Source organism: Sphingobacterium corticis (genome assembly GCF_042684745.1).
Taxonomy (GTDB): domain Bacteria; phylum Bacteroidota; class Bacteroidia; order Sphingobacteriales; family Sphingobacteriaceae; genus Sphingobacterium; species Sphingobacterium corticis.
In genome coordinates, this window is record NZ_JBHUMA010000009.1 from 182518 (window position 1) to 205350 (window position 22833).

General features: G+C 42.8%; 21 protein-coding genes. 19 read left to right on the top strand and 2 right to left on the bottom strand.

The annotated features are described in order from the left end of the window. Positions 1–51: 51 nt before the first annotated feature. The 15 genes from gltB (at position 52) to ACFSQ3_RS15535 (ending at position 16170) form a co-directional block, all read left to right on the top strand. On the top strand, positions 52–4569 hold the full coding sequence (gltB, locus tag ACFSQ3_RS15465) for a glutamate synthase large subunit (protein WP_380870478.1): 4518 nt from the start codon (positions 52–54) through the stop codon (positions 4567–4569). Between the two features lie 13 nt (positions 4570–4582). Next, positions 4583–6049 (top strand): glutamate synthase subunit beta, encoded by a 1467-nt coding sequence (locus ACFSQ3_RS15470; RefSeq protein WP_380870479.1) that lies wholly within the window; start codon positions 4583–4585, stop codon positions 6047–6049. A 103-nt stretch (positions 6050–6152) separates the two neighbouring features. Then, positions 6153–6725 carry a Crp/Fnr family transcriptional regulator gene (locus ACFSQ3_RS15475; protein ID WP_380870480.1) on the top strand — a complete coding sequence of 191 codons (573 nt, stop codon included), beginning with the start codon at positions 6153–6155 and terminating at the stop codon, positions 6723–6725. A gap of 102 nt (positions 6726–6827) precedes the next feature. Continuing rightward, on the top strand, positions 6828–7241 hold the full coding sequence (locus ACFSQ3_RS15480) for a VOC family protein (protein ID WP_380870481.1): 414 nt from the start codon (positions 6828–6830) through the stop codon (positions 7239–7241). 20 nt (positions 7242–7261) lie between these two features. Next, a complete protein-coding gene (locus ACFSQ3_RS15485) occupies positions 7262–7711 on the top strand; it encodes an SRPBCC domain-containing protein (RefSeq protein ID WP_380870482.1) in 450 nt (149 codons plus the stop codon). Positions 7712–7771: 60 nt separating this feature from the next. Beyond that, positions 7772–8143, top strand: coding sequence for an iron chaperone (locus ACFSQ3_RS15490; protein WP_380870483.1), 372 nt, complete (start codon positions 7772–7774; stop codon positions 8141–8143). 83 nt (positions 8144–8226) lie between these two features. After that, positions 8227–8667: an SRPBCC domain-containing protein gene (locus ACFSQ3_RS15495; protein ID WP_380870484.1), complete on the top strand. Its 441-nt coding sequence runs from the start codon at positions 8227–8229 to the stop codon at positions 8665–8667. A 215-nt stretch (positions 8668–8882) separates the two neighbouring features. Continuing rightward, complete coding sequence (locus ACFSQ3_RS15500; RefSeq protein ID WP_380870485.1) at positions 8883–11186, top strand: putative monovalent cation/H+ antiporter subunit A; 2304 nt, start codon at positions 8883–8885, stop codon at positions 11184–11186. 8 nt (positions 11187–11194) lie between these two features. Further along, positions 11195–11608: a Na+/H+ antiporter subunit B gene (locus ACFSQ3_RS15505; RefSeq protein ID WP_380870486.1), complete on the top strand. Its 414-nt coding sequence runs from the start codon at positions 11195–11197 to the stop codon at positions 11606–11608. Positions 11609–11613: 5 nt separating this feature from the next. Next, a complete protein-coding gene (locus tag ACFSQ3_RS15510; RefSeq protein ID WP_380870487.1) occupies positions 11614–11970 on the top strand; it encodes a Na+/H+ antiporter subunit C in 357 nt (118 codons plus the stop codon). Further along, complete coding sequence (locus tag ACFSQ3_RS15515) at positions 11967–13475, top strand: proton-conducting transporter transmembrane domain-containing protein (RefSeq protein ID WP_380870488.1); 1509 nt, start codon at positions 11967–11969, stop codon at positions 13473–13475. The genes ACFSQ3_RS15510 and ACFSQ3_RS15515 overlap by 4 nt, the downstream gene beginning before the upstream one ends. A 6-nt stretch (positions 13476–13481) precedes the next feature. Beyond that, positions 13482–13958, top strand: coding sequence for a Na+/H+ antiporter subunit E (locus ACFSQ3_RS15520; RefSeq protein ID WP_380870489.1), 477 nt, complete (start codon positions 13482–13484; stop codon positions 13956–13958). Beyond that, positions 13955–14227: a cation:proton antiporter gene (locus ACFSQ3_RS15525; protein ID WP_380870490.1), complete on the top strand. Its 273-nt coding sequence runs from the start codon at positions 13955–13957 to the stop codon at positions 14225–14227. The genes ACFSQ3_RS15520 and ACFSQ3_RS15525 overlap by 4 nt, the downstream gene beginning before the upstream one ends. Next, on the top strand, positions 14220–14657 hold the full coding sequence (gene mnhG, locus ACFSQ3_RS15530; protein ID WP_380870491.1) for a monovalent cation/H(+) antiporter subunit G: 438 nt from the start codon (positions 14220–14222) through the stop codon (positions 14655–14657). The genes ACFSQ3_RS15525 and mnhG overlap by 8 nt, the downstream gene beginning before the upstream one ends. Positions 14658–14772: 115 nt before the next feature. Beyond that, positions 14773–16170 carry a peptidylprolyl isomerase gene (locus ACFSQ3_RS15535; protein ID WP_380870492.1) on the top strand — a complete coding sequence of 466 codons (1398 nt, stop codon included), beginning with the start codon at positions 14773–14775 and terminating at the stop codon, positions 16168–16170. A 91-nt stretch (positions 16171–16261) separates the two neighbouring features. Here ACFSQ3_RS15535 and tpx read toward each other — a convergent pair whose 3' ends face one another. Beyond that, positions 16262–16759, bottom strand: coding sequence for a thiol peroxidase (tpx, locus tag ACFSQ3_RS15540; protein ID WP_380870493.1), 498 nt, complete (start codon positions 16757–16759; stop codon positions 16262–16264). Between the two features lie 191 nt (positions 16760–16950). On the opposite strand from tpx, the gene ACFSQ3_RS15545 reads away from it, so the two are divergent. The 4 genes from ACFSQ3_RS15545 (at position 16951) to ACFSQ3_RS15560 (ending at position 21286) form a co-directional block, all read left to right on the top strand. Beyond that, a complete protein-coding gene (locus ACFSQ3_RS15545; protein WP_380870494.1) occupies positions 16951–18165 on the top strand; it encodes an OmpP1/FadL family transporter in 1215 nt (404 codons plus the stop codon). An 11-nt stretch (positions 18166–18176) separates the two neighbouring features. Continuing rightward, positions 18177–19481: an SGNH/GDSL hydrolase family protein gene (locus ACFSQ3_RS15550; RefSeq protein ID WP_380870495.1), complete on the top strand. Its 1305-nt coding sequence runs from the start codon at positions 18177–18179 to the stop codon at positions 19479–19481. 104 nt (positions 19482–19585) lie between these two features. Next, complete coding sequence (locus ACFSQ3_RS15555) at positions 19586–20002, top strand: OsmC family protein (RefSeq protein WP_380870496.1); 417 nt, start codon at positions 19586–19588, stop codon at positions 20000–20002. Between the two features lie 153 nt (positions 20003–20155). Beyond that, positions 20156–21286: a hypothetical protein gene (locus ACFSQ3_RS15560; RefSeq protein ID WP_380870497.1), complete on the top strand. Its 1131-nt coding sequence runs from the start codon at positions 20156–20158 to the stop codon at positions 21284–21286. Positions 21287–21471: 185 nt separating this feature from the next. Here ACFSQ3_RS15560 and ACFSQ3_RS15565 read toward each other — a convergent pair whose 3' ends face one another. Next, complete coding sequence (locus ACFSQ3_RS15565; protein WP_380870498.1) at positions 21472–22800, bottom strand: PQQ-dependent sugar dehydrogenase; 1329 nt, start codon at positions 22798–22800, stop codon at positions 21472–21474. Between the last annotated feature and the right edge of the window lie 33 nt (positions 22801–22833).

A 22833-nucleotide genomic window follows, 5' to 3' on the forward strand; every position in this document is an offset into this window, starting at 1 on the left:
GATATAATAGAATAATTGCTATATTAGCAGAACTTAAATAATAGAGGAAGTATGATGTACGATAGTTTGCAGGCATCCGGGTTGTATAATCCGGAGTTCGAGCATGATGCCTGCGGTGTAGGGTTTGTTGCACATATAAAAGGATTAAAATCGCATAATCAAGTTGCTGATGCCTTAACCATGTTAGAAAACATGGAGCATCGTGGCGCGTGCGGTTGTGATCCGGAGAGTGGCGATGGTGCCGGCATAATGATTCAGTTGCCACACGAATTTCTTTGGGAAGAATGTATTAATCTTGGCATTCAATTGCAAGAACCCGGCTATTACGGCGCGGGGATGGTTTTCTTACCGAAAGATGCAGAGCTCAATGCACTTTGCCGTCGATTAATTCAAGAAGCCACGACAGAGCGTGGAATGGAGTTTTTGGGCTTCCGTAACGTACCGGTAAATCGTGAAGGAATTGGTGCAACGGCGCTAAGCGCAGAACCGGAAATCGTGCAATTCTTTGTATCGCGTCCAGAAGGCATTAAAAACACGGAAGATTTTGAGCGTAAGCTATATGTTTTGCGCCGCCTAATTGTTCAGAAAGTAAAAGAACATCAGGAATATCCGCTTCCTTTATATTTTGCATCATTATCTTGCAAAACTATTATTTACAAAGGGCAGCTTACTACTTACCAAGTAGGCACCTATTATAACGATTTACGCGATTCGCGCGTGGTCTCAGCTTTTGGCTTGGTTCACTCGCGATTCTCCACCAATACATTTCCTTCTTGGGCATTGGCGCAACCATTCCGCATGATGGCGCACAATGGGGAGATCAACACCCTGACCGGAAACTTAAACTGGTTCTACGCAGGTATGCGTTCGCTTTCTTCGCCGTATTTCACGAAAGAGGAAATGGACATCTTGCTTCCAGTAGTTGATAAAGGCCAGTCGGATTCAGCTTGTTTGGATAATGTGGTCGAACTTCTGCTTCACTCCGGTCGTAGCTTACCGCACGTCATGTTGATGCTCGTTCCGGAAGCTTGGGATGGCAACGAGCAAATGGAGCCGCTGAAACGCGCGTTTTATGAATACCATGCCACATTGATGGAGCCATGGGATGGTCCGGCGGCTTTATGTTTTACGGATGGAAAGATCATTGGAGCTACGCTAGATCGTAATGGATTGCGTCCGTTGCGCTATGCCATTACTTCCGATGATCGAGTTGTCGCTTCTTCCGAAGCAGGCGCTTTACCAATTCCGGAAGAATTAATCATTCAAAAAGGCCGTCAACAACCCGGAAAAATATTCGTGGTGGATATGGAAGCAGGCCGTTTGCGTACCGATGAGGAGGTGAAAGGCGAATTGATTCGTCAACAACCTTACGGCGAATGGTTGGATAACTATAAAATTAAGATGAAAGAGCTGGCGGAACCACGCATCACTTTCACGTACCTATCCAAAGAATCCGTTTTCAAATACCAACAATCATTCGGTTATACGCGAGAGGATTTGGAAACCATCATTGCTCCAATGGCATTGACGGGCTATGAACCGATCGGATCAATGGGAACAGATGTGCCATTGGCGGTACTTTCCGATCAACCGCAACATCTTTCCAGCTATTTCAAGCAGTTTTTCGCGCAGGTTACCAATCCTCCGATTGATCCCATTCGCGAGCGCTTAGTAATGAGTTTGGCGACATTTATCGGAAATGCCGGAAACATTTTGATTGAAGACAAAAAATTCTGTCACTGTGTGAAGTTGGATCATCCAATTCTCACATCCGACGAATTAGAAAAATTACGTTCGATCGATACGGGCGTTTTCCAAGCGAAAACGCTACAAACCTATTTCAAAGCAGACGGTCAACCGGGATCATTAGAAGCCGGAATCGAACGCTTATGTCGCTACGCGGATGACGCCGTAAAAGACGGTTTCGAGGTGTTAATTCTATCGGATCGCGCGATCGATTCGCAACACGCTGCGATTCCATCCATCTTAGCCGTATCCGCTGTTCACCATTACCTAATCAAAACCGGAAATCGCGGAGCGGTAGGTTTAGTGGTTGAGGCAGGCGATGCTTGGGAAGTACATCACTTCGCATGTTTGCTAGCATTTGGTGCTACTGCAATCAATCCTTACATGGCCTTGGCGAGTATCCGCACCATGAAGGAAGAGAAGCAGTTAGAAACAGATTTGTCTTGGGATGCGCTTCGCAAAAACTACGTGAAAGCGGTCTGTGCAGGATTACTAAAAATCTTTTCTAAGATGGGTATTTCCACGCTACAATCGTATCACGGTGCGCAGATTTTCGAAGTTTTAGGTATCGACAAGTCGGTAGTTGACCAGTATTTCTGCGGTTCCGTTTCTAGAATTGGAGGTTTGACTTTGGATGACATTGCACGCGAAGCTTTAGCAAAGCATGCAAAAAGTTTCGATCAAGGTCGTGTGCCAAAAGAAATTCTTCCAGAAGGTGGTATTTACCAATGGAAACGCCGCGGAGAAGGTCACTTGTGGAACCCACAAACGGTACATTTACTGCAACAAGCTTGTCGCAACAACGATTACGAATCGTACAAAAAATATGCTTCATTAATCAACAATCAGCGAGAACGTATGTTTACGCTGCGCGGATTATTGGATTTCGCCAAACACCGTACACCAGTTCCATTGGAGGAAGTGGAATCGGCCGGCGAAATCATGAAACGATTTGCAACGGGCGCAATGTCATTCGGATCGATTTCGCATGAAGCGCACAGCACATTGGCTATCGCTATGAACCGCATCGGCGGGAAATCGAATACCGGAGAAGGTGGCGAGGATGAAATCCGCTACCAAACTTTGGAGAATGGCGATTCCATGCGTTCAGCCATCAAACAGGTTGCATCGGCGCGTTTTGGCGTAACGTCCAATTACTTAACGCAAGCCGACGAAATTCAGATTAAAATGGCGCAAGGTGCGAAACCTGGAGAAGGCGGACAACTACCTGGTCACAAAGTTGATGAGTGGATTGCGAAAGTACGTCACTCAACGCCAGGAGTTGGTTTGATTTCCCCTCCTCCGCACCATGACATCTATTCCATTGAAGATTTGGCGCAGCTTATCTTCGATTTGAAAAACGCGAACCGCGCCGCACGTATTAACGTGAAATTGGTTTCCAAAGCCGGCGTTGGAACGATTGCTGCCGGTGTAGCGAAAGCACACGCGGATGTAATTCTTATCGCAGGTTACGATGGTGGTACGGGCGCATCTCCATTAAGTTCGATCAAGCACGCAGGTTTGCCTTGGGAGCTTGGTTTGGCCGAAGCACATCAAACATTGGTTCAAAACCGTCTTCGCAGTCGTATTGTGTTGCAAGCAGATGGTCAAATGAAAACAGGTCGCGATTTAGTGATTGCGACGTTGTTGGGTGCCGAAGAATGGGGTGTTGCGACGGCAGCATTAATTGCTGGCGGATGTATTATGATGCGTAAATGTCATCTAAACACTTGTCCAGTGGGTGTTGCAACGCAAGATCCAGAGTTGCGCAAATTATTCTCCGGTAAACCGGATGACGTAGTGCATTTATTCCAATTCTTGGCGGAAGAAATGCGTGAAACAATGGCTGAATTAGGTTTCCGTACGATCAATGAAATGGTGGGTAGAGCGCAGTTCCTGAAAAAACGCGAGGATATTCCACACTGGAAAGCACAAAAGGTTGACTTCTCGGGCATTTTGCACGTGGCAAGACAATTCCCGGAAGATTCTTTATACAATACTGAAGAGCAAGATCACGGCATGAGCATGATTTTGGATTGGGCGCTATTGAAACAAGCAACTCGTGCGTTAGAATCCAGAGACCCGGTTTTTGGCAACTTCAAAGTGAAAAATACGGATCGTACGATCGGAACGATGCTTTCGAATGAGATTTCCAAAGTTTACGGATCTAAAGGACTTCCGGACGATACCATCAACTTCAAGTTTGAAGGTTCGGCTGGACAATCTTTCGGAGCGTTCGCTACCAAAGGTTTATCCTTTGAGTTGGAAGGCGAAGCGAATGATTACGTTGGAAAAGGTTTGTCAGGTGCGCAATTAGCGATTTATCCTGCTAAGGAAAGTACGTTGGTTCCGCAAGACAACATCATCATCGGTAACGTGGCGTTGTACGGAGCAACCTCCGGTCATCTTTACATCAATGGAATGGCAGGCGAGCGTTTCGCGGTTCGTAACTCAGGCGCTACGGCGGTTGTAGAAGGAATTGGTGATCACGGTTGTGAATACATGACGGGCGGACGCGCGTTGATCTTAGGCGAAACAGGACGAAACTTTGCTGCCGGAATGAGTGGTGGTATTGCTTGGATTTACGACATCAACGAATCGTTCCGCGACAACTGCAATCAGGAAATGGTGGATTTAGATCCATTAGATACCGAAGATGAAAACGAGATTATCGTATTGTTGAAGAAACACATCCACTTAACGAAAAGTGAGCGTGCTTCACATATACTCCAACATTGGGCAAATGAAAAATACAAATTCATTAAAGTGTTCCCACGTGAGTATAAAAATGTATTAAGTAAGAAAAAATTAGTAGTCGCTTAGCCGAAGAATTATTATGGGAAAACCGACAGGATTTTTAGAATTTGATAGAATAGCTCCTCAAAAAGATAGCGCAGAAACACGCGTAAAAAATTACGAGGAATTTGTACACCTATATTCGGACACGCAACTGAACGATCAGGCAGCTCGCTGCATGAACTGTGGTATTCCGTTTTGCCATTCGGGCTGTCCGCTTGGAAACGTGATTCCGGAATTTAATGATGCCGTGTACGATGGAAAATGGGAAGAAGCATACCAAATATTGGTTTCCACGAATAACTTCCCCGAATTTACAGGGCGAATTTGTCCGGCACCTTGCGAAGCCGCTTGTGTTTTAGGGATCAATAAACCACCAGTTTCCATTGAGGAGATCGAAAAACATATCATTGAGATTGCCTATAAAAAAGGCTATGTGAAGCCAAGACAAAGTTTCTTGAAAACGGGCAAACGCGTTGCTGTAGTTGGAGGTGGTCCAGCTGGATTAGCCGCAGCAGCTCAATTGAACAAAGCTGGTCACGACGTGGTGGTTTATGAACGTGATGACAAAGTGGGTGGCTTATTACGTTATGGGATTCCGGATTTTAAACTGGACAAATCCGTGATTGACCGCCGCGTAGAAGTGATGCGCCAATCGGGCATTGAATTTAGAACCAACGCGGAAGTTGGAAAAAATGTTCCTGCTTCGGAATTGGAAGAATATGATGCGGTGGTATTATCCGGCGGATCGACTGTTCCGCGTAATTTACCGATTCCCGGTAGGGAATTAAAAGGCGTACATTATGCTATGGAGTTTTTAAAACAGCAAAACAAACGCGTTGGCAATTCGCCTATTGAGGTGGAAGAAATTACCGCGACAGGCAAAAATGTTTTGGTAATCGGTGGTGGTGATACGGGTTCTGACTGCGTGGGTACATCAAACCGTCATGGAGCTAAAAGCGTAACCCAATTCGAATTGATGCCGCAACCGCCAAAATCGCGCACCGCAGCGATGCCTTGGCCGAATTACCCGATGTTGTTGAAAACGACTACATCGCATGAAGAAGGTTGCGAACGTCATTGGAGCGTGAGCACAAAATCATTCTTGGGCGATGATAACGGCAATCTTCGTGCAGCTTTAGTGGTTGATTTAGAATGGGAAACCGATGCGCTTGGTCGCCCAACTAAATTTAAAGAAGTAGAAGGTTCTGAACGTGAAATTCCTTGCGAATTGGTAACGTTGGCGATGGGTTTCTTGCATCCGCAACACGAAGGTTTATTAGATCAACTGGGCATCGAATATGACCAACGTGGTAACGTCAATGCGAAAGAAGGCGAATACCAAACTTCAAAAACGAAATATTTCTCTGCCGGCGATATGCGCCGCGGACAGTCGTTGGTCGTTTGGGCGATTTCGGAAGGTCGTGAATGTGCGCGCAAAGTAGACGAATACCTTATGGGATATTCTGAATTAGAATCGAAAGATGCCATTTACAGCTACGCGTAGATTATTCGAAAACATAATTTTATAAACTTTTCATAAGCCTATCCAAAAAATGGATGGGCTTTTTTATATTCGTAGGTAGCATTACTAATCAATATAACTACCTATGAAAGAAGCCATATTGTCGCAAGTTTATCAGCATCCGCTTATTTCCAAAGAAGACTTAGCGCGTATTATTGCTGCGCACAAATCGATTACTTTCCGAAAAGGTGACAGCTTGTATTCGCGCGGACAAATATTGAACGAATATCTAATTTTAGAAGAAGGATTGGTTCGATCGTTTACGCATGACTTTAACGGCGACGAGATTACAATCGATTTTTTCGGACAACATGAGGTTGTCATCGAAGTGCTTTCTTTGTTTCAGCGTGTGCCGTTGCAGGAGGAGATACAGGCTTTAAGCGATGGTTCGGGTTGGGTAATTGATTACGATATCTTTCAAGAGCTTTTTCATGCTATCGACGGATTCAGTGAATGGGGTCGCCTTTGGATGACCAACAAACTTTTCCAATTTAAGCAACGTTCGATCGATATGATCACCCTGTCAGCGAAAGATCGTTACCTAAATATTCTAACCACCAAACCACAGATTATGCAGCACGTTCCTTTAAAACAATTGGCTAGCTACCTGGGGATTACTGATACATCGTTAAGTCGAATCCGAAAAGATATTGATTGATCTCATTTCTTGTCAAATGGCAAGTATGCGCGCGTATGAAATCTGTACTTTTGAGAAGTAAACAATGAAAATCAACATTATACATCTTAAAAACCAACAAATATGATCGCGAATCCTTATCTAAATTTCGACGGAAAAACGGAAGAAGCTTTTCGTTTTTATCAATCCATTTTCGGCACCGAACTTAGTCTGCAATTTATGCATGAAGTGCCAAATCTCCCCGTTTCAGACGAGGAAAAAAACTATGTTATGCACGCGTCCCTACCGATCAACGATCAGCAACAATTGATGGCATCGGACTGCTTAACCAGTCAGGGACATGTTTGGAAGCCGGGAAATAACGTCTCCATTTCATTAACACCGGATAGTCGCGAAGATGCCGATCGACTTTACAATGGATTGTCCGAAGGTGGCACGGTTGAGATGCCAATGGAAGATGCTTTTTGGGGCGATTATTTTGGTTCTTTCACCGATAAATTTGGTGTACAATGGATGATTAATTTCCCCAATTCCTAATTGTATTAAAACGCTAAAACATGGAAAAGCTACATTTTGAAATCAAAATAAATGCTCCAGCAAAAATCGTTGTCGAGCAAATGATTGGAAAAGAGACCTATCCTAAATGGACAAAACCATTCAGCAGCACATCCGACTTTGAGGGCGGATGGAACAAAGGCGATAAAATCCTATTTACCTCGTTGGACAAAGAAGGCAATAAGCATGGGATGGTCGCCAAAATCGCTGAACACATTCCCAACGAATTCATTTCTATACACCATTATGGCGTACTGGAAAAAGGAAAAGAGATTACCGAAGGTCCTGCGGTAGATAGCTGGGCAAACTGCTTTGAAAACTATTATTATCAAGAGAACAACGGCAAGACAACCGTACGTGTAGAAGTCGATTCGGCAGAAGATCATGCTGATTACATGGAAAGCATGTGGCCAAAAGCACTGGACATTTTGAAGCAACTTTGCGAAGCGTAGAAATCTTCGAATTTTAGGCACGATATTCGTCTACATTTTTTCAAGAAGCACAACATCAATATGGACAAGAAATCATGGTCGAATGTGACGGAATACATCGACTCATTTCCGAAAGAAGTGCAAGCTAAACTTCGATCAATCCGTGATTTGATTACCAGTTTAGTTCCCGAAGCAACGGAGCAAATTGCTTATGATATGCCGGCATACAAATTACACGGTAAACCTTTGGTCTATTTTGCCGCATTTAAAAATCATATTGGTTTTTACGCAACGCCAACCGGTCACGAAGCATTTGCCAAGGAATTGTCGAAGTACAAACAAGGGAAAGGTTCGGTACAATTTCCGTTGAAAGATGTGTTACCATTGGATTTGATTGAGCGCATCGTACTTTTTAGAAAGAACGAACAAGATATCAAAGCAAAGAAAAAATGAAATACCCCCGATTGCCGAACAAAAACACGAATGAAGGCTATCCGGATATCCCATATTAGCATAAAAAAATAGATCACTTACCTATGAACACGACAGCGATTACGATTTCAGCAACGGTCAATAGCACGTTAGAAAAAACGTGGGAATGTTATAACTCTGCAGATCACATTATTTATTGGAATTTTCCTTCAGAAGATTGGCATTGCCCAAGTGCGTCGGTGGATCTGCAACCGGGTGGCGAACATAAGGCGAGAATGGAAGCGAAAGATGGCGAAATGGGATTTGATTTTGAAGCAGTGTACACCGATGTCTCTGCACCGAATCACGTGGCATACACGATTGCAGACGGTCGACAGGTTAACACGCATTTTTCAGAAACAGAAGAGGGCATTTTGGTTACGACAATTTTCGAACCAGAGAACATCAATGATCCCGAATTCCAACGCGCCGGCTGGCAAGCGATTTTGAACAATTTCAAAAATTACGTGGAACTTCAAACGGAAACACCGCCGGATTTTGAGTAGGTTAAAAATCCGAACCTTCCTTCAAACACTAGATTCGAAAAGATCCATTGGGAAACGTTTTAGTCCATCGACGAAAAATGAAATTTTCTCTTGACTCGACGCGCAGTTAGTTAATCATTGCTGCTACTTAAACTTCAAACCTTACCGCTCAGAACACGAAAAAACGGGCATTTTTTAGTATTTTTATCGGCAACCAACATTTATTAGGTCGATACATGCTTTTAACGGTTATTTTAGGATTAATCAGTGCTTTGCTGATGTTGCCGTTTGGCAACAAAATAAAAACGAAGTGGAGTTTGCTACTTATCTTCGTGCCAGCCTGTATTTTTTTATACTATTTACAATACGTACCTGCGATATTTCAAGGATTTACCTATACACAAGTATTGCCTTGGGTGCCGTCTATGGATATCAACTTCGCGTTTCGCTTAGACGGATTATCACTACTTTTCACGTTGCTCATTTCCGGTATCGGTACAGCCATTTTTATCTACGGCCGTAGCTATTTAAAAGGACACGCATATTTTGATCGGTTTTTCGGTTATTTATGTTTGTTCATGGCTGCGATGTTGGGCGTGGTACTGTCCGACAATATATTTTCGCTATTTATCTTTTGGGAGCTCACAAGTATAAGTTCCTTTTTCCTAATCGGGTTTAACAATAACAATGAAGATTCGCGAAAAAGTGCATTGCGTGCATTAACGATCACCGGAATGGGTGGTTTCTTCCTGTTAGCCGGGTTGACCTTACTCGGAAATATCGCTGGAACTTATCAAATAGCCGCTTTGATCGATGCGCGCGATACGATCATCAACCATGCTCTTTATCCAGTAATCTTAGCACTTATCCTTTTAGGCGCGTTCACCAAATCAGCTCAATTTCCTTTCCATTTTTGGTTGCCGGGAGCGATGAAGGCGCCTACACCAGTTTCCGCATATCTGCATTCGGCTACGATGGTAAAAGCCGGCATTTATTTACTGGCACGTTTCAATCCAGTCCTTGGAGATACGCCATTATGGAGTTACACGTTAATGATTGTCGGTGGATTTACCATGATTTACGCCGCTATCCATTCTTTATTTAGAGTTGATTTAAAAGGTATTTTGGCTTATTCGACCATTTCTGCATTGGGAATTTTGACGTTTCTCATCGGATTGGGAACCAAAGAAGCCATCATTGCGGCATCCGTTTTCATTTTAGTGCACGCGCTTTACAAAGCGACGTTATTCATGGTAACCGGAATCATCGATCACGAAACTGGAACGCGCGATATCACTAAGCTAGCCGGATTGCGAAAGATCATGCCGGGCGTTGCTATTGCCGGACTTTTGGCAGCACTTTCCAGCGCCGGATTGCCGATCACCTTCGGATTTATTGGCAAGGATTTAATTTATGAAGCGACGTTGCACAGCGACAAGAGTATGCTCTTGACAGCTTTAGCCGTCTGTACGAATGTTGCACTTGTTGCTGCCGGATTTATGGCCGGAATAAAACCATTCAGCGGAAAACTTCCGGATGATTTTAAAGATGCACATAAGCCTTACGCTTCGCTTTGGGTTCCTCCTTTGGTGTTAGCACTGCTTGGACTGACTGCAGGAATTGTTCCCGGAATCTTCGGCGATTATTTCTCGTTGCAGACTGCTAACAGCATTTATGGTAGCGATACCGAAATGCACTTAGCCATTTGGCATGGCGTGAATACGGTATTGATTTTAAGTTTATCCACACTTGCTGCCGGAACAATCATTTATTTTGTCAACAAACCAAGCATCAAAAAATTGGCTACCGTCGAAAGATTGAATGTATTTGCTCCTCAACAATTTTTTGACGCATTGGGTCGCGGTTTATTGAAAATGTCGCAAGGATACACCAGCGTGGTACATAATGGATATTTAAGATCTTACCACCTTAAAGTCATCCTTTTTGCAGAAGGATTGTTAGCCTATAAATTGTGGTTGAGCGGCCCGATAACAATTGATTGGGCAAATTTGACGCCTTTATCTATTTACGAAGTGGCGGTAATGATCATTTTGATCGGCGCGATGTGTATGGTTTTATTTACGCCGTTTTTATTGACTGCAGTTGTATCCATGACGATCGTTGGGTATTGTATTTGTTTGATTTTCGTATTCTACAGTGCACCGGATTTGGCAATGACACAATTTACGATCGACACATTGACGACCGTCCTGTTCGTATTGGTACTTTACAAACTTCCTCCGTTTTTAAGATTGGAAAGTTCAACACGTCGTTATCGCGACATCGCGGTAGCCCTCGGTTTTGGCGTCATCTTATCGATGATCACGCTAAAAGTAATTAATGAACCCATCGAAAAAACGATTAGTCAGTTTTACGGGGAAAATGCTTATTTATTGGCAAAAGGTAAAAACGTAGTCAATGTCATTTTGGTAGATTTCCGCGGAATCGACACCATGTTCGAAACCGTGGTTCTAAGTATTGCCGCAATCGGGGTTTACAGCTTATTGAAGTTACGTTTAAAATCATCTGAAAAAGAATAAAACACAGCATGAGAAGTACAATTTTACAAACCGCTACGCGGTACTTGCTCCCTATATTGCTCCTATTTTCGGTGTTCTTATTATTAAGAGGGCACTATTATCCGGGAGGTGGATTTGTCGGTGGACTGGTTGCTTCCATCGCATTCGTTTTACACAGTTTCGCCAATGGCGCAGAAGCTTCAATGAAAATTATGCGACGCAAACCACTTTCTCTGATCCCAATCGGGTTGGGGTTGTCCATGTTTTCGATAATCATACCTACTTTTTTCGGTTATCCACCTATGACTGGACTATGGTTGGAAGAGAAATTCCCGGTTATCGGTTCTGTCGGAACAGCGCTCTTTTTTGATATTGGCGTTTACTTGGTCGTTGTCGGCGTTGTATTAACTATTCTGTTCACCATTTCCCTTAATCAAGATTAGCAGCTATGGAATTAATACTAGTTTTGGTTTTAGGATTGATGTACGCTGCAGGCGTTTACCTGATTCTGCGCCGCAGTATGATTAAGTTGCTGTTGGGAATTATGATGATGGGAAATGGAACCAACATCCTGATTTTTTTAATCGGATCGATCACAAAAGGGCAACCCCCGGTAATTGATGCGCACCACAATATCTTTCAGGATATTTACGCCGATCCAATTCCACAAGCCTTAATATTAACTGCTATCGTCATCAGCTTCGCGCTTTCCGCATTTGCTATCGTTTTATTGAAACGCGCATACGCCTTGTTGCAAAAAGATGATTTGGATGACCTTAATACTCCCGAAGAAGAAGATATATGATTGATAACCACATTTTAGCGGCTATTTTTGTACACCTGATTACTGCCATTGCACAATTAATCGCATGGCGCAAAACGGTAACGCAACGCTTTCTTTCGGTTGGAGGAACTTTCTTAGGACTTGTTGTTGCTATCCGATTATTCGAAAAGGTATTTAGCGAAGGTACGTTAACATTGAATGCATCCAACTGGGAAGCACCATTTGGGATTGTTTTCGTTGCGGATATGCTCGCTGTTACCTTAGTCTTGCTGACGTCAATTGCCGGATTTGCTGTATCTATTTTCTCCACAACCGGGCTTAGTCGGCAGCGGATGATGTATGGCTATTTTCCAATTTTCCATTTCCTATTAATGGGATTGATCGGTGCATTTTTAACGGGCGATATCTTCAATTTATACGTTTGGTTTGAGGTGATTATCATTTCATCCTTCGTATTGATGACGTTAGGAGGTAGAAAAGCACAGCTCGAAGGCGCGATCAAATACATGGCCTTAAACATTCTGGCATCCATGTTTTTCCTGACGGGAATTGGTATTCTTTACGGAATTACAGGATCGCTGAATATGGCTGATTTGGCGATTAAAATTCAAGCGGTAAAAAATCAGAACTTGGTCGGTATCACCTCCATATTCTTTATTTTGGGATTCGGTATTAAATCCGCCGTTTTCCCATTGTATTATTGGCTACCCTCCTCCTACCATACGCCTCCATCGGCCGTTGCCGCAACATTTGGCGGATTGCTTACAAAAGTAGGAATCTACGCCATGCTGCGCGTATTTAGTTTGATCTTCATTCCCGACGAATTTACCAAACAGCTTTTGCTCGTCATGGCCGTGCTTACCATTCTAACTGGATCGCTCGGTGCTTTGGTGAAAACAAATGTTCGTCGCTTATTTTCATACCTGATTGTTTGTCATATCGGGTTTATGATGGGCGGTTTGGCGATGTTCACAAAGCTCGCACTGATGGGAACGATCTTCTATCTCATCCACGACATTATGGTAAAAACCAATATGTTTTTGATTGCCGGTGTCATTCGCCAACTGCGAGGATCCATGGATTTAGGACGATTAGGTGGTATTTATGGTGAATATCCAAAAATTTCCTTGCTGATTGCTTTGGTTCTTTTCTCGCTGGTTGGTATTCCACCTTTGTCTGGATTTTGGCCAAAGATTTATTTGTTTCAAGAAGCTTTCGGACAACATAATTACGTTTTCGCGGGAGCGCTTGTAGTTGGAAGTTTAGCAACTTTGTATGTGATCGCATACATGTGGACGGAGGTGTTTTGGAAAGATGTTCCAGACATGTCTGTCATCGAAAATAAATTTGAACCTATGCCTTTGTTCAAGAAGATTTTATTGGTTTTGCCGGTTGGCATTTTAGCATGTGCCACGCTTTACATCGGACTGTACGCCGAAGGTGTTGTCCAAGTCGCCGACAGAATATCGAATGAATTAATTAATACAACGTCCTATATCGAAGCGGTATTAGGACCTAAAAGATAACGTCGTATGATTAAGTACTTTTTGATGAACCTGCTACTATCTTTTATTTGGGTAGCGTTAACAGGTTCACTTTCTTATTCCAGCTTCATCTTCGGGGCGTTGTTAGGTTTTTTCGTTTTGTGGGTAATGAGCCGTAACGAGCAGGATCAACGCTATTTTCATCGCGTCCCAAAGATCATCAGCTTCTTGTTGTATTTCATCTGGGAGATGATTAAAGCTAATGTGCAAGTTGCCTACGATGTAATGACACCGAAGTATTTCTTTCGCCCGGGCGTGGTACGATTCCCGCTTAGCGCAGAAACAGATTTAGAAATCAACGTATTGTCCACCTTTATTTCCCTAACGCCGGGCACACTGATCCTAGACGTTAGCGAAGACAAAAAAGCGTTGTATATACATGTGATGTATTTGAATGATCCGGAAACATTCGTTAATGGATTGAAAATGGGAGTTGAACGCAGATTGATGGAGGTTTTACGATGACATTAGGCACTTATTTCGATTACGTAATTCTGCCGATCCTAACATTGTCGGTCTTGCTGGTTTTTATCCGTATTTGGAAAGGACCATCTGTAGTGGATCGTGTGGTAGCATTGGATGTGATGATTACAATAGGAATCGGTATCATTACCATTTATGCCATCCGACAGAACCAAGAAGTATTGATGGATGTAGCGATTATCTTGGCGCTAATAGCCTTTCTGGGCACCATTGCATTCTCATATTACATAGAAAAACAAAAAGATGATTGATATAATATTGGCTTTTTTGAGTACAATTGGCGCGCTTTCTATCTTATTCGCTTCCATCGGGTTGATTAGAATGCCTGATTTCTACCTTCGTTTATCGGTTACCGTAAAGGCTTCGACATTAGGTGTTGGGTTATTTCTCATTTGTGCGGCCATTATGTTTCCAGATGATATATCCGTAACCACGAAAGCAATTGCTATCTTATTTTTTCTAATCATTACAGCTCCGGTTGGTGCACACATGATTGCGCGTACGGCTTATGTGACAGGTACCCCATTATGGAAAGAAACCGTAATTGATGAGTTGCATGGCATGTATAATCAGGAAACGCACGAACTGCATAGCGATCCGGAAGAAGCAGAAGAAGCTAATGAGTCTGAAGTAGATACGGCAAACGGACAAATCGCTGATACGGAAGAACAAACGGAATAGCTCAGGGTATAATCCTATTACGTTAAAAAGGGTTAAACGAATATATCATGGAATTAATTACCTACCTTTGTATCCCAAGTGCAGTGTAATGTCGTTGAATAAATTAAGAAGTAACATGAGGAAGTTCGGGGCTTTGTTTATTGTATTTGCGCTCTATTTAGTGCAAAACGTACAAGCGCAAGACAAATTGGTGGATCGCGTAGTGGCTACGGTGGGGTCGAATATTATCCTGCAATCCGACGTGGACATGCAGTATACACAATATCTAGCAAATGGTGGGGCACCTGATCCAAACTTCAAATGTCAGGCATTGCAGCAATTGGTCATGACCAAATTATTATCGCAACAAGCCGTGATTGACTCTGTCGAAGTATCTGAAGCGGAAGTTGATGATGAGATTAATCGTCGTATGCGCCACATGGTTCGCCAAGCTGGGAATCAAGAGCGTTTGGAAGGTTTCCTAAAACGGTCGTTATTGCAATATAAAGAAGAAATTCGTCCAACCCTGTCGGAGCAAATGCGCGCGGAACGTCTTCAAGGAAATATTGTACAGAAAATCAGCGTTACTCCGCAGGAAGTAAACCGCTATTTCGAAGGATTAGATAAAGACAGTTTACCTTATTTCAATACCGAAATTGAAGTTGGTGAAATCGTTATCGAACCGACTTTAACTAAATCGGAAAAAGAGCAATTCCGTAATAAGGCAGAAGGTTACCGTCAGCAAGTAATGGGCGGTTCCGATTTTGGAACAATTGCTCGTTTCTATTCAGAATGTCCATCCGCGCCGAACGGTGGCGATTTGGGATTCTCAACACGCGATGGATATGTAAAAGAATTTTCGGCAGTGGCATTTAAATTGAAGCCCGGAGAAGTTTCTCCAGTTTTCGAAACACCATTTGGCTTTCACTTCTTACAAGTTTTGGAACGCCGCGGTGAAGAAGTCCACGTTCGCCACTTACTGATTACTACGAAGCCAACGCAAGCAAGCTTGGATCGTGCCAAATCTAAAATCGACAGCATCTACAATTTGGTAGAAACCGGGAAAATGAGTTTCCACGCAGCTGCTGCCAAATATTCTGACGCAAAAGAAACGAAGTTTAACGGTGGTATGGTATTCGATCAAAACTCATACACACGTTCGACAATGATTTCTGTGGATGGGTTAGAGCGCGATTTATTTGCAGCTATCGACACATTGCAACCGGGTAACTATTCTAAACCTTACCAATTCAAGCACATCAACGAGTCGCACCGCGATGGTATTCAGGCGTACAAATTCAATTTCTTGAAAACACGCGTTGCACCACATGGAGCCAACATGGAGCAAGATTTCGCGAAGATTCAGGAGGCGGCGCAACAAGATAAGGTTAACCGTTTCTTAAGCGAATGGTTCGAAAAACGTACCGCATCGACCTACATTCACATCAATGAAGATTTTCAAACCTGTGATGATTTGGAGCTTTGGCTTAAAAAAGGAACTGCCGACGATAAAGTAGCGCAGCGCCAAGATTAGTTCCGAGAATCTATCACATCGTCAATAAAACATAAAACGGTGATTTGTCTGTCGAAAAATCACCGTTTCTTTTTACTTTCTTTATTGGAAACTACAATGCAGCGATGGCTGATTGATAGTTCGGCTCTTCGGTAACCTCAGCCACCTGCTCCGCATATTTTACTTTACCATCCGCACCAACAACTACTACAGCACGGCTCAACAAACCTTGTAAAGGACCGTCGCTGAATTTCACGCCATACGCATCAGAGAAAGCGTTGTCCTTGTATTCTGAAAGAGAGATCACTTGCTCCAATCCTTCTGCCGCGCAAAAACGACCTTGTGCGAAAGGCAAATCGCGAGAAATGCACAATACGACGGTGTTATCCAACTTCGACAATTCCTCGTTGAAACGACGAACCGACGCTGCACAAGTTCCCGTATCTACGCTTGGGAAAATATTCAATACCACTTGCTTTCCTGAAAAGTCCGCCAATGATTTTTGTGACAAATCCGCTCCGGTCAATGAGAAATCAGGCGCCTGCTCGCCTACTTTCGGCAAAGCTCCGTCGGTATGCACGTCGCTTCCTTTAAATGTTACTGTTGCCATAAAATGATATCTGTTTTTGATTTTTATACAAGATAGCAATTAATGATTTTCCGACGAAACAATCATGCTTTACATCGGTTATTCATTAAAAAAATAGTGGAAAGTTTTGGCTGATATTACAAATAAAAAATACTATGTTAGCATATTAAATCTAAACACTAGATTCTAACCTCTTATAAAAATAAACGCGTATGAAAAGATTACTACTCGGGTTATTGCTGGCTTCGCCCGTTTTTGCGTTCGCGCAAGGTTCTCAAGTCAATACCCAAAGTCAAAAAATCATCGGTATGGGTGGTGCAGGTAGCGCATTGTTTATTGATGAAGCGTCGATGGTGTACAGTCCGGGCGCATTAGCCAAAATGGATCACAACGCGGTACAAATTGGCGCTAGTGCGGTGATGTTTCGTTCGGCATTTCAGGAAGCTGGATCGATGATGCAGCATGATTCACGCTTTCAAGTTACGCCACCATTTGCCGCTTATGCTACATTCGGTCCGAAAAACAGCTTTTGGAAAGCAGGATTAGCCGTTTACACACCTTTCGGCGGAAGCGTCGATTGGGGACACGATTGGCCGGGTCGTTATGAATTGAGTCATCTGTCACTTCGTGCCATCTTCATTCAACCTACACTAAGTTTTAAACTAACGGATCAGTTCTCCGTTGGTGGTGGATTTATTTACAATATTGGATCGGTGGATTTAGGTCGCTCCTTGCCTGCTTTTCATCCTGACGGCAGACCAGCGACCGCAAATTTGAAAGGGAACGGAAGCGGAACAGGATATAATGTCGGTATTCATTATAATTTAGAAGATCAATTTGCTTTATCCGTAAGCTACCGTTCAAAAGTAATTACGCGTTTGGAAGATGGAGATGCCATGTTTGATGTTCCGCAAACCTTATCAGCAAACTTCCCGAACACGAAGTTTTCTTCTGAACTACCTTTGCCATCGTCTTTGAACGTTGGTTTAGCTTTTCCACTGAGCGAGAAAGTCGATATGGCCATCGACGGATCGGTATTGAATTACAGCATCTATAAGCAATTGGCTTTCGAATATGAAACGGATTTGATTCCAAATTCGGTATCGGAGAAACAATATGAGAATGCCTATTCAGCAAAAGTGGGTATCAATTACCAAGTAAATGATCGCTTAGCTTTGCGCACAGGTGCTGGATTCATCCGCACGCCCGTTCGTGGACAATATGTTTATCCGGAAACGCCGGACAACAACCGCTACGTAGCTTCTCTAGGTTTCACGTATGAGATGACGGATAAATGGCAGTTGAATGCGGCATACGCATTTCAGCACATTTTACCTCGTACAGGCACCAACATTTCCACCGGTTTGAGAGGTCGCTACGAAACGTATATTCATGCACCAGGTGTTTCACTTAGTTATAAATGGTAAACCAAACGATTATGAAAAAGATTTTTAACACCTATACCTCTGCTTTAGCAGCTTTATTCTTGGTCGCATCGTGTGCACCAAAAGAGCAGGATTACGAAGTACTCAATAGCACCGCAGATTTCGGAAAATATGTGGCGATCGGAAACTCCCTTTCAGCAGGTTTCGCCGACGGCGGATTGTATTTGGAAGGACAGAAAGTGGCATTTCCAAACCTAATTGCTGCGCAAATGCAGCAGATTGGCGGAGGTAGTTTCACCTCACCGTTTTTTAGTGAAAGTCAAGCAAATGGCTCCGGCTATTTGCGATTAGCTGCGCTGACCAACGGGGTTCCTACGACGGAAAATGTGACGACCAACTTAGCCATTCGAGGAATGAGCCCAGGGAACACACCGTTATACACAAAATACGAAGGCACCGAAATCAACAACCTTGGCGTACCGGGTATGCGTTTGGATATGGCTTTCGCTCCACGCGTCGGTTCGGCAGCCGGTAATCCTTATTTTGAAAGATTGCTAGTCGGAAACGATACAGAAACTACTTATTTTGGTTACAGCACAACTAAACAACATACCTTTTTCTCTTTTTGGTTGGGGAATAATGATGTACTGGGTTATGCTATGAACGGAGCCGTGCGTACAGGCTCGACGACGACATTAACCGAAGCCGGAATGTTTACCGCATTGTACAACAATTACATAACCGCCCTAACCGCACAACAGCAAAAAGGGGTGGTGGCCACTATTCCGGATGTGACGAGCATTCCATATTTTACGACGATTACGCAGGCTCAACTAGCAGAAGGTGTGCGACAAGCTACGCAAGGACAAGCTACGAATGTGTTGATTAGAACTAAAACAACAGTTCGACCAGCGACACCAGAGGATTATTTCTTTCTGACTTTACCTAGAGAACATCTCGGAAGGGACACTTATAATGGAGTTCCTTTATTTGGTATTTCACCAAATAATCCGATTCCAGATAACATGGTATTGGACAAAGATGAGGTCGAAGAAGTTCGCGCTCGCGTAAATCAGTTTAATGCGGTAATCAAACAAGCGGCCGAATCGAAAGGTTTAGCGTTGGTGGATATGCACGATTTCTTGAATAAAGTGAAAGCAGGAATTGTATACAACGGCGTTCCAATCAATTCGCAATTCATTCGTGGAAATGCATTTTCTTTGGATGGTGTCCATCTTACGCCAATTGGAAACGCGATTGTTGCCAACCAATTTATTGAAGCGATTAATCAGAAATTTAATGCCTCAATTCCTCGAGTTGATGTCACGCAATATTCCGGCGTTCGTATGCCAAATTAAAGACTGAATTTCATTTTTATTATCGCTGAAAATGACTAGGAGCTGATGGATCAAACCAATCGGCTCCTTTTTTCTTTCCGTCGATTCGTTATATTTGTGATACGATGAAAGTAACATTACAACGCGAAAACAATGCGGTGCATTTTTCGGGCACCAGCGGCACTTCTGATGTAAAAATCAATATTGACGGTTCTCCGGAAATTGGCGGCGAAGGCAAGGGCGCTCGACCGATGGAATTGGTGCTTTTCGCACTAGGTTCTTGTAGCGTTTTCGACCTGTCGACCATATTAAAAAAGCAGCGTCAGGAGGTTGATGATATTCAAGTGCAAGTAGAAGGAAAACGCCGCGAAGAAATTCCAACAATATTCACTCACATACATATCGAGTTCTTTCTGAAAGGTAAAATCGATGCAGAAAAAGCGGCTAAAGCTGCTGAATTAGCCGTAAAAAAATATTGCTCTGTACATGATATGCTAGCAGCCGGCGGCGTTGAAATTACGTACAGTTTGCAGATTAATTAGTCCGCAGGATATTAATAAAGGAATGTGCAATTCCTTCATATCACAATTTCCTAAAATCGCCACTCTTGATACCGAGCGATTGGTATTACAACGATATAAGGTGGCTTCAGCACATTTGCCTCAAAACCTTCTTATGGATTCTATCTTCTTCCTATGAAAGCTCATTTCTTAATTTTTGGTTTTCTTTTGGTGAATAGCTGGTCTTTCGGACAAAAGTTTACGACGAATTTTAATATTGATTTGAAGAACGAAGAGATGAAATCGATTGTGAAGTTGTGGCAAACTTACTTAACCGATCATTCTGATGAACATTGGGTCGATTCTGAACGTGAGCGGTTGAATCAAGTGAATATTTTGGACGTTCCGGGCATCATCAACCCTTCACTGATAAAATACGGCTTAAACAATCATCTTACCTCGATCAGCAAACTGGACGATGATTATCTAATTCGCTCTACTTTCCAATTAGCTGACGGTAATGTGTTCGCCAGCACGTATGTATTGGCGAAAAAACAAAATGATCAATTTAAGTTATCGAATTTCCTATATCATTCCACGAAAGATTGGACAAAAGCCAAATCGAAACTTATCGATTATTATGCAACACCCGACTTTTCTTTTAATCCACAAAACATCCAGAAGGCCGAAGATTTTTACGAAAAACTCTGTGCGTCCTTCAATTTAGAGCCGGAGCGATTATCTTACTTTATAACAAAAGATTGCGACGATATTTACAAATCGTTGGGCTACGATTATATCTTTTTGGAGGGCATGAGCGATGAATGCGGATATTATGTAGCGGAGAATAACTTTATTTTTTCTACGATTAAAGGGGGTGAAAATCATTATCACGAACTTACCCATGTTGTAAACAAGAAGTTTCCTAAAGCACATCCATTGCTTTTGGCTGGTCTTTCCGCTTATCTAGGAAAGGAAAAAGCGCATTTGGGTAAACCGCTAATTTATCATATAAAAAGAACCCAAAATTACCTTAAGGAAAATCCAGAGTTCGATCTTTCTAATTTCACAGATTTTAAAAATCTAGATTCTCAAACAAATCCACAATACGTTATTGGAGCAATTCTTTGCGATTTAATTCTTGAAAAAACCAGTAAGCAAGGGTTGATTTCGTTGCTTCAAGATTCCCAAAGCGATGAGCTTCTGTATGATCGAATAACATCCGCATTAGATATCAACAAAGATCAACTCAATGATTTTTTGAGAAATAGGATTTCGAAATTATCGACCGCTCAAGATTCCCCAAACAGGTTGTTTGCTGATTAAGTCGGGATGGTAATAGATTTTAAAAAGCTCACTATCAAGGAGAAATACGGAAGTTTCCACATCATTTATTCAAAGATTATTGAAGTCAATACTTGCAGTGACAAATAGCATTAAACTAAAACAGCTAAGCGCGCTGAATCTTCCATGATTCAGTGCGCTTGCTATTTATAATTGCGTGCAAATAACTAGTTACTTCGATCCGGAACAACTGCCCAAATTACATTCGCAGCATCATCCGCAACCAGCATATAGTTCTTCGTAAACGCAATGCCTACCGGACGGCCGTGCACTTCGCCCTTCTCTTTATTAGCAATAAATCCTGTCAAGAAATCCTGCATTTTTCCGCTTGGTTTCCCGTCTTCAAACGGAACAAATGCTACCTTGTAACCAACAAATTCCGATCGGTTCCAAGAACCATGTTGACCGATAAATACGCCAGTTTCAAAGTTCGGTGCTTTATTGAAAGCTAATCCAAGCGAAGCGGTATGCGCACCAACGGCGTAATCAGGAGTAATAGATTTTGCTAAATCCTTCGGCATTTTATCCTTCCACCGCGGATCAATATGCATTCCCCAATAATAATAAGGCCAACCATAAAATTTCTCGGATTGCACAGAAGTGATATAATCTGGAACAAGTTCATCGCCTAGCTGATCGCGCTCATTAACCGCAGTCCACAGCTTTCCTGAGTTAGATTCCCAATCCATTCCAACAGGATTGCGGATTCCCGAAGCATAAACTCGTTCGCCGGATCCATCAGGATTTACCTCCAAAATATTTGCTCGACGCACCTCGTGCTCCATTCCGTTTTCACCAACATTGCTCCCTGATCCTACAGAAATCAAAATCTTATCCTGTGCTTTGTTAGTGATAATATTTCGTGTCCAATGGTTGTTGTAGCCACCGGCAGGCAGCTTCACGATGGATTTACCGTTTGTCGATGTTAGTTTGCCCTGCTTTGCATTATAAGGATAACGCACTAAGGCATCCGTATTTGCTACGTAAAAATAATCGCCCAAGATCAACATCCCGTAAGGCAGATTGAGGTCTTTTAGAAATGTCGTTTGCTCGTCGGCCTTTCCGTCGCCGTCGTTATCCTTAAACAACAAAACTTCATTCGGATTTGCATCTTTATTCAGATTTCTTGCAGCCACTTTCTCTGCCGATTTACCTTCCGACGGCGTACGCGCCTGAGCGACGAATATATCACCATTGGCAGCAACGTAAATATTTCTTGGACTGTTTAATCCTTCAGCAAACTTTACCACCTTGTAACCTGCAGGAGCCTGAGGCATTTCTCCCTCATCCCAACCGACGATTTTAGCATACTTATCTATGGGCTCTGTAGCAAGAGGTTCTTGCACAGAAATATCCGAACCGTATTCCATAGACGACGAATCTTGCTTGCTAGATTCGGAATCCTTTTTATCGGTGTTGTTAGAATTATTACAGGAAGCGAAACTTATCGCGAGTGCTATCGCTGCAAAGGAAATGTTGTTTGAAAGTTTATTCATTGTGTTGGTGTAATTATGATGCTTTTACAACAA

Excerpts from the sequence above, each read along its gene's own strand:
- ACFSQ3_RS15495 (WP_380870484.1), top strand. The coding sequence starts at position 8,227 with ATGAACACGACAGCGATTACGATTTCAGCAACGGTCAATAGCACGTTA.
- ACFSQ3_RS15555 (WP_380870496.1), top strand. The coding sequence starts at position 19,586 with ATGAAAGTAACATTACAACGCGAAAACAATGCGGTGCATTTTTCGGGC.
- ACFSQ3_RS15470 (WP_380870479.1), top strand. The coding sequence starts at position 4,583 with ATGGGAAAACCGACAGGATTTTTAGAATTTGATAGAATAGCTCCTCAA.
- gltB (WP_380870478.1), top strand. The coding sequence starts at position 52 with ATGATGTACGATAGTTTGCAGGCATCCGGGTTGTATAATCCGGAGTTC.
- ACFSQ3_RS15560 (WP_380870497.1), top strand. The coding sequence starts at position 20,156 with ATGAAAGCTCATTTCTTAATTTTTGGTTTTCTTTTGGTGAATAGCTGG.
- ACFSQ3_RS15490 (WP_380870483.1), top strand. The coding sequence starts at position 7,772 with ATGGACAAGAAATCATGGTCGAATGTGACGGAATACATCGACTCATTT.
- ACFSQ3_RS15515 (WP_380870488.1), top strand. The coding sequence starts at position 11,967 with ATGATTGATAACCACATTTTAGCGGCTATTTTTGTACACCTGATTACT.
- ACFSQ3_RS15510 (WP_380870487.1), top strand. The coding sequence starts at position 11,614 with ATGGAATTAATACTAGTTTTGGTTTTAGGATTGATGTACGCTGCAGGC.
- ACFSQ3_RS15485 (WP_380870482.1), top strand. The coding sequence starts at position 7,262 with ATGGAAAAGCTACATTTTGAAATCAAAATAAATGCTCCAGCAAAAATC.
- ACFSQ3_RS15475 (WP_380870480.1), top strand. The coding sequence starts at position 6,153 with ATGAAAGAAGCCATATTGTCGCAAGTTTATCAGCATCCGCTTATTTCC.
- ACFSQ3_RS15525 (WP_380870490.1), top strand. The coding sequence starts at position 13,955 with ATGACATTAGGCACTTATTTCGATTACGTAATTCTGCCGATCCTAACA.
- ACFSQ3_RS15550 (WP_380870495.1), top strand. The coding sequence starts at position 18,177 with ATGAAAAAGATTTTTAACACCTATACCTCTGCTTTAGCAGCTTTATTC.
- ACFSQ3_RS15480 (WP_380870481.1), top strand. The coding sequence starts at position 6,828 with ATGATCGCGAATCCTTATCTAAATTTCGACGGAAAAACGGAAGAAGCT.
- mnhG (WP_380870491.1), top strand. The coding sequence starts at position 14,220 with ATGATTGATATAATATTGGCTTTTTTGAGTACAATTGGCGCGCTTTCT.
- ACFSQ3_RS15565 (WP_380870498.1), bottom strand. The coding sequence starts at position 22,800 with ATGAATAAACTTTCAAACAACATTTCCTTTGCAGCGATAGCACTCGCG.
- ACFSQ3_RS15520 (WP_380870489.1), top strand. The coding sequence starts at position 13,482 with ATGATTAAGTACTTTTTGATGAACCTGCTACTATCTTTTATTTGGGTA.
- ACFSQ3_RS15535 (WP_380870492.1), top strand. The coding sequence starts at position 14,773 with ATGAGGAAGTTCGGGGCTTTGTTTATTGTATTTGCGCTCTATTTAGTG.
- tpx (WP_380870493.1), bottom strand. The coding sequence starts at position 16,759 with ATGGCAACAGTAACATTTAAAGGAAGCGACGTGCATACCGACGGAGCT.
- ACFSQ3_RS15500 (WP_380870485.1), top strand. The coding sequence starts at position 8,883 with ATGCTTTTAACGGTTATTTTAGGATTAATCAGTGCTTTGCTGATGTTG.
- ACFSQ3_RS15505 (WP_380870486.1), top strand. The coding sequence starts at position 11,195 with ATGAGAAGTACAATTTTACAAACCGCTACGCGGTACTTGCTCCCTATA.
- ACFSQ3_RS15545 (WP_380870494.1), top strand. The coding sequence starts at position 16,951 with ATGAAAAGATTACTACTCGGGTTATTGCTGGCTTCGCCCGTTTTTGCG.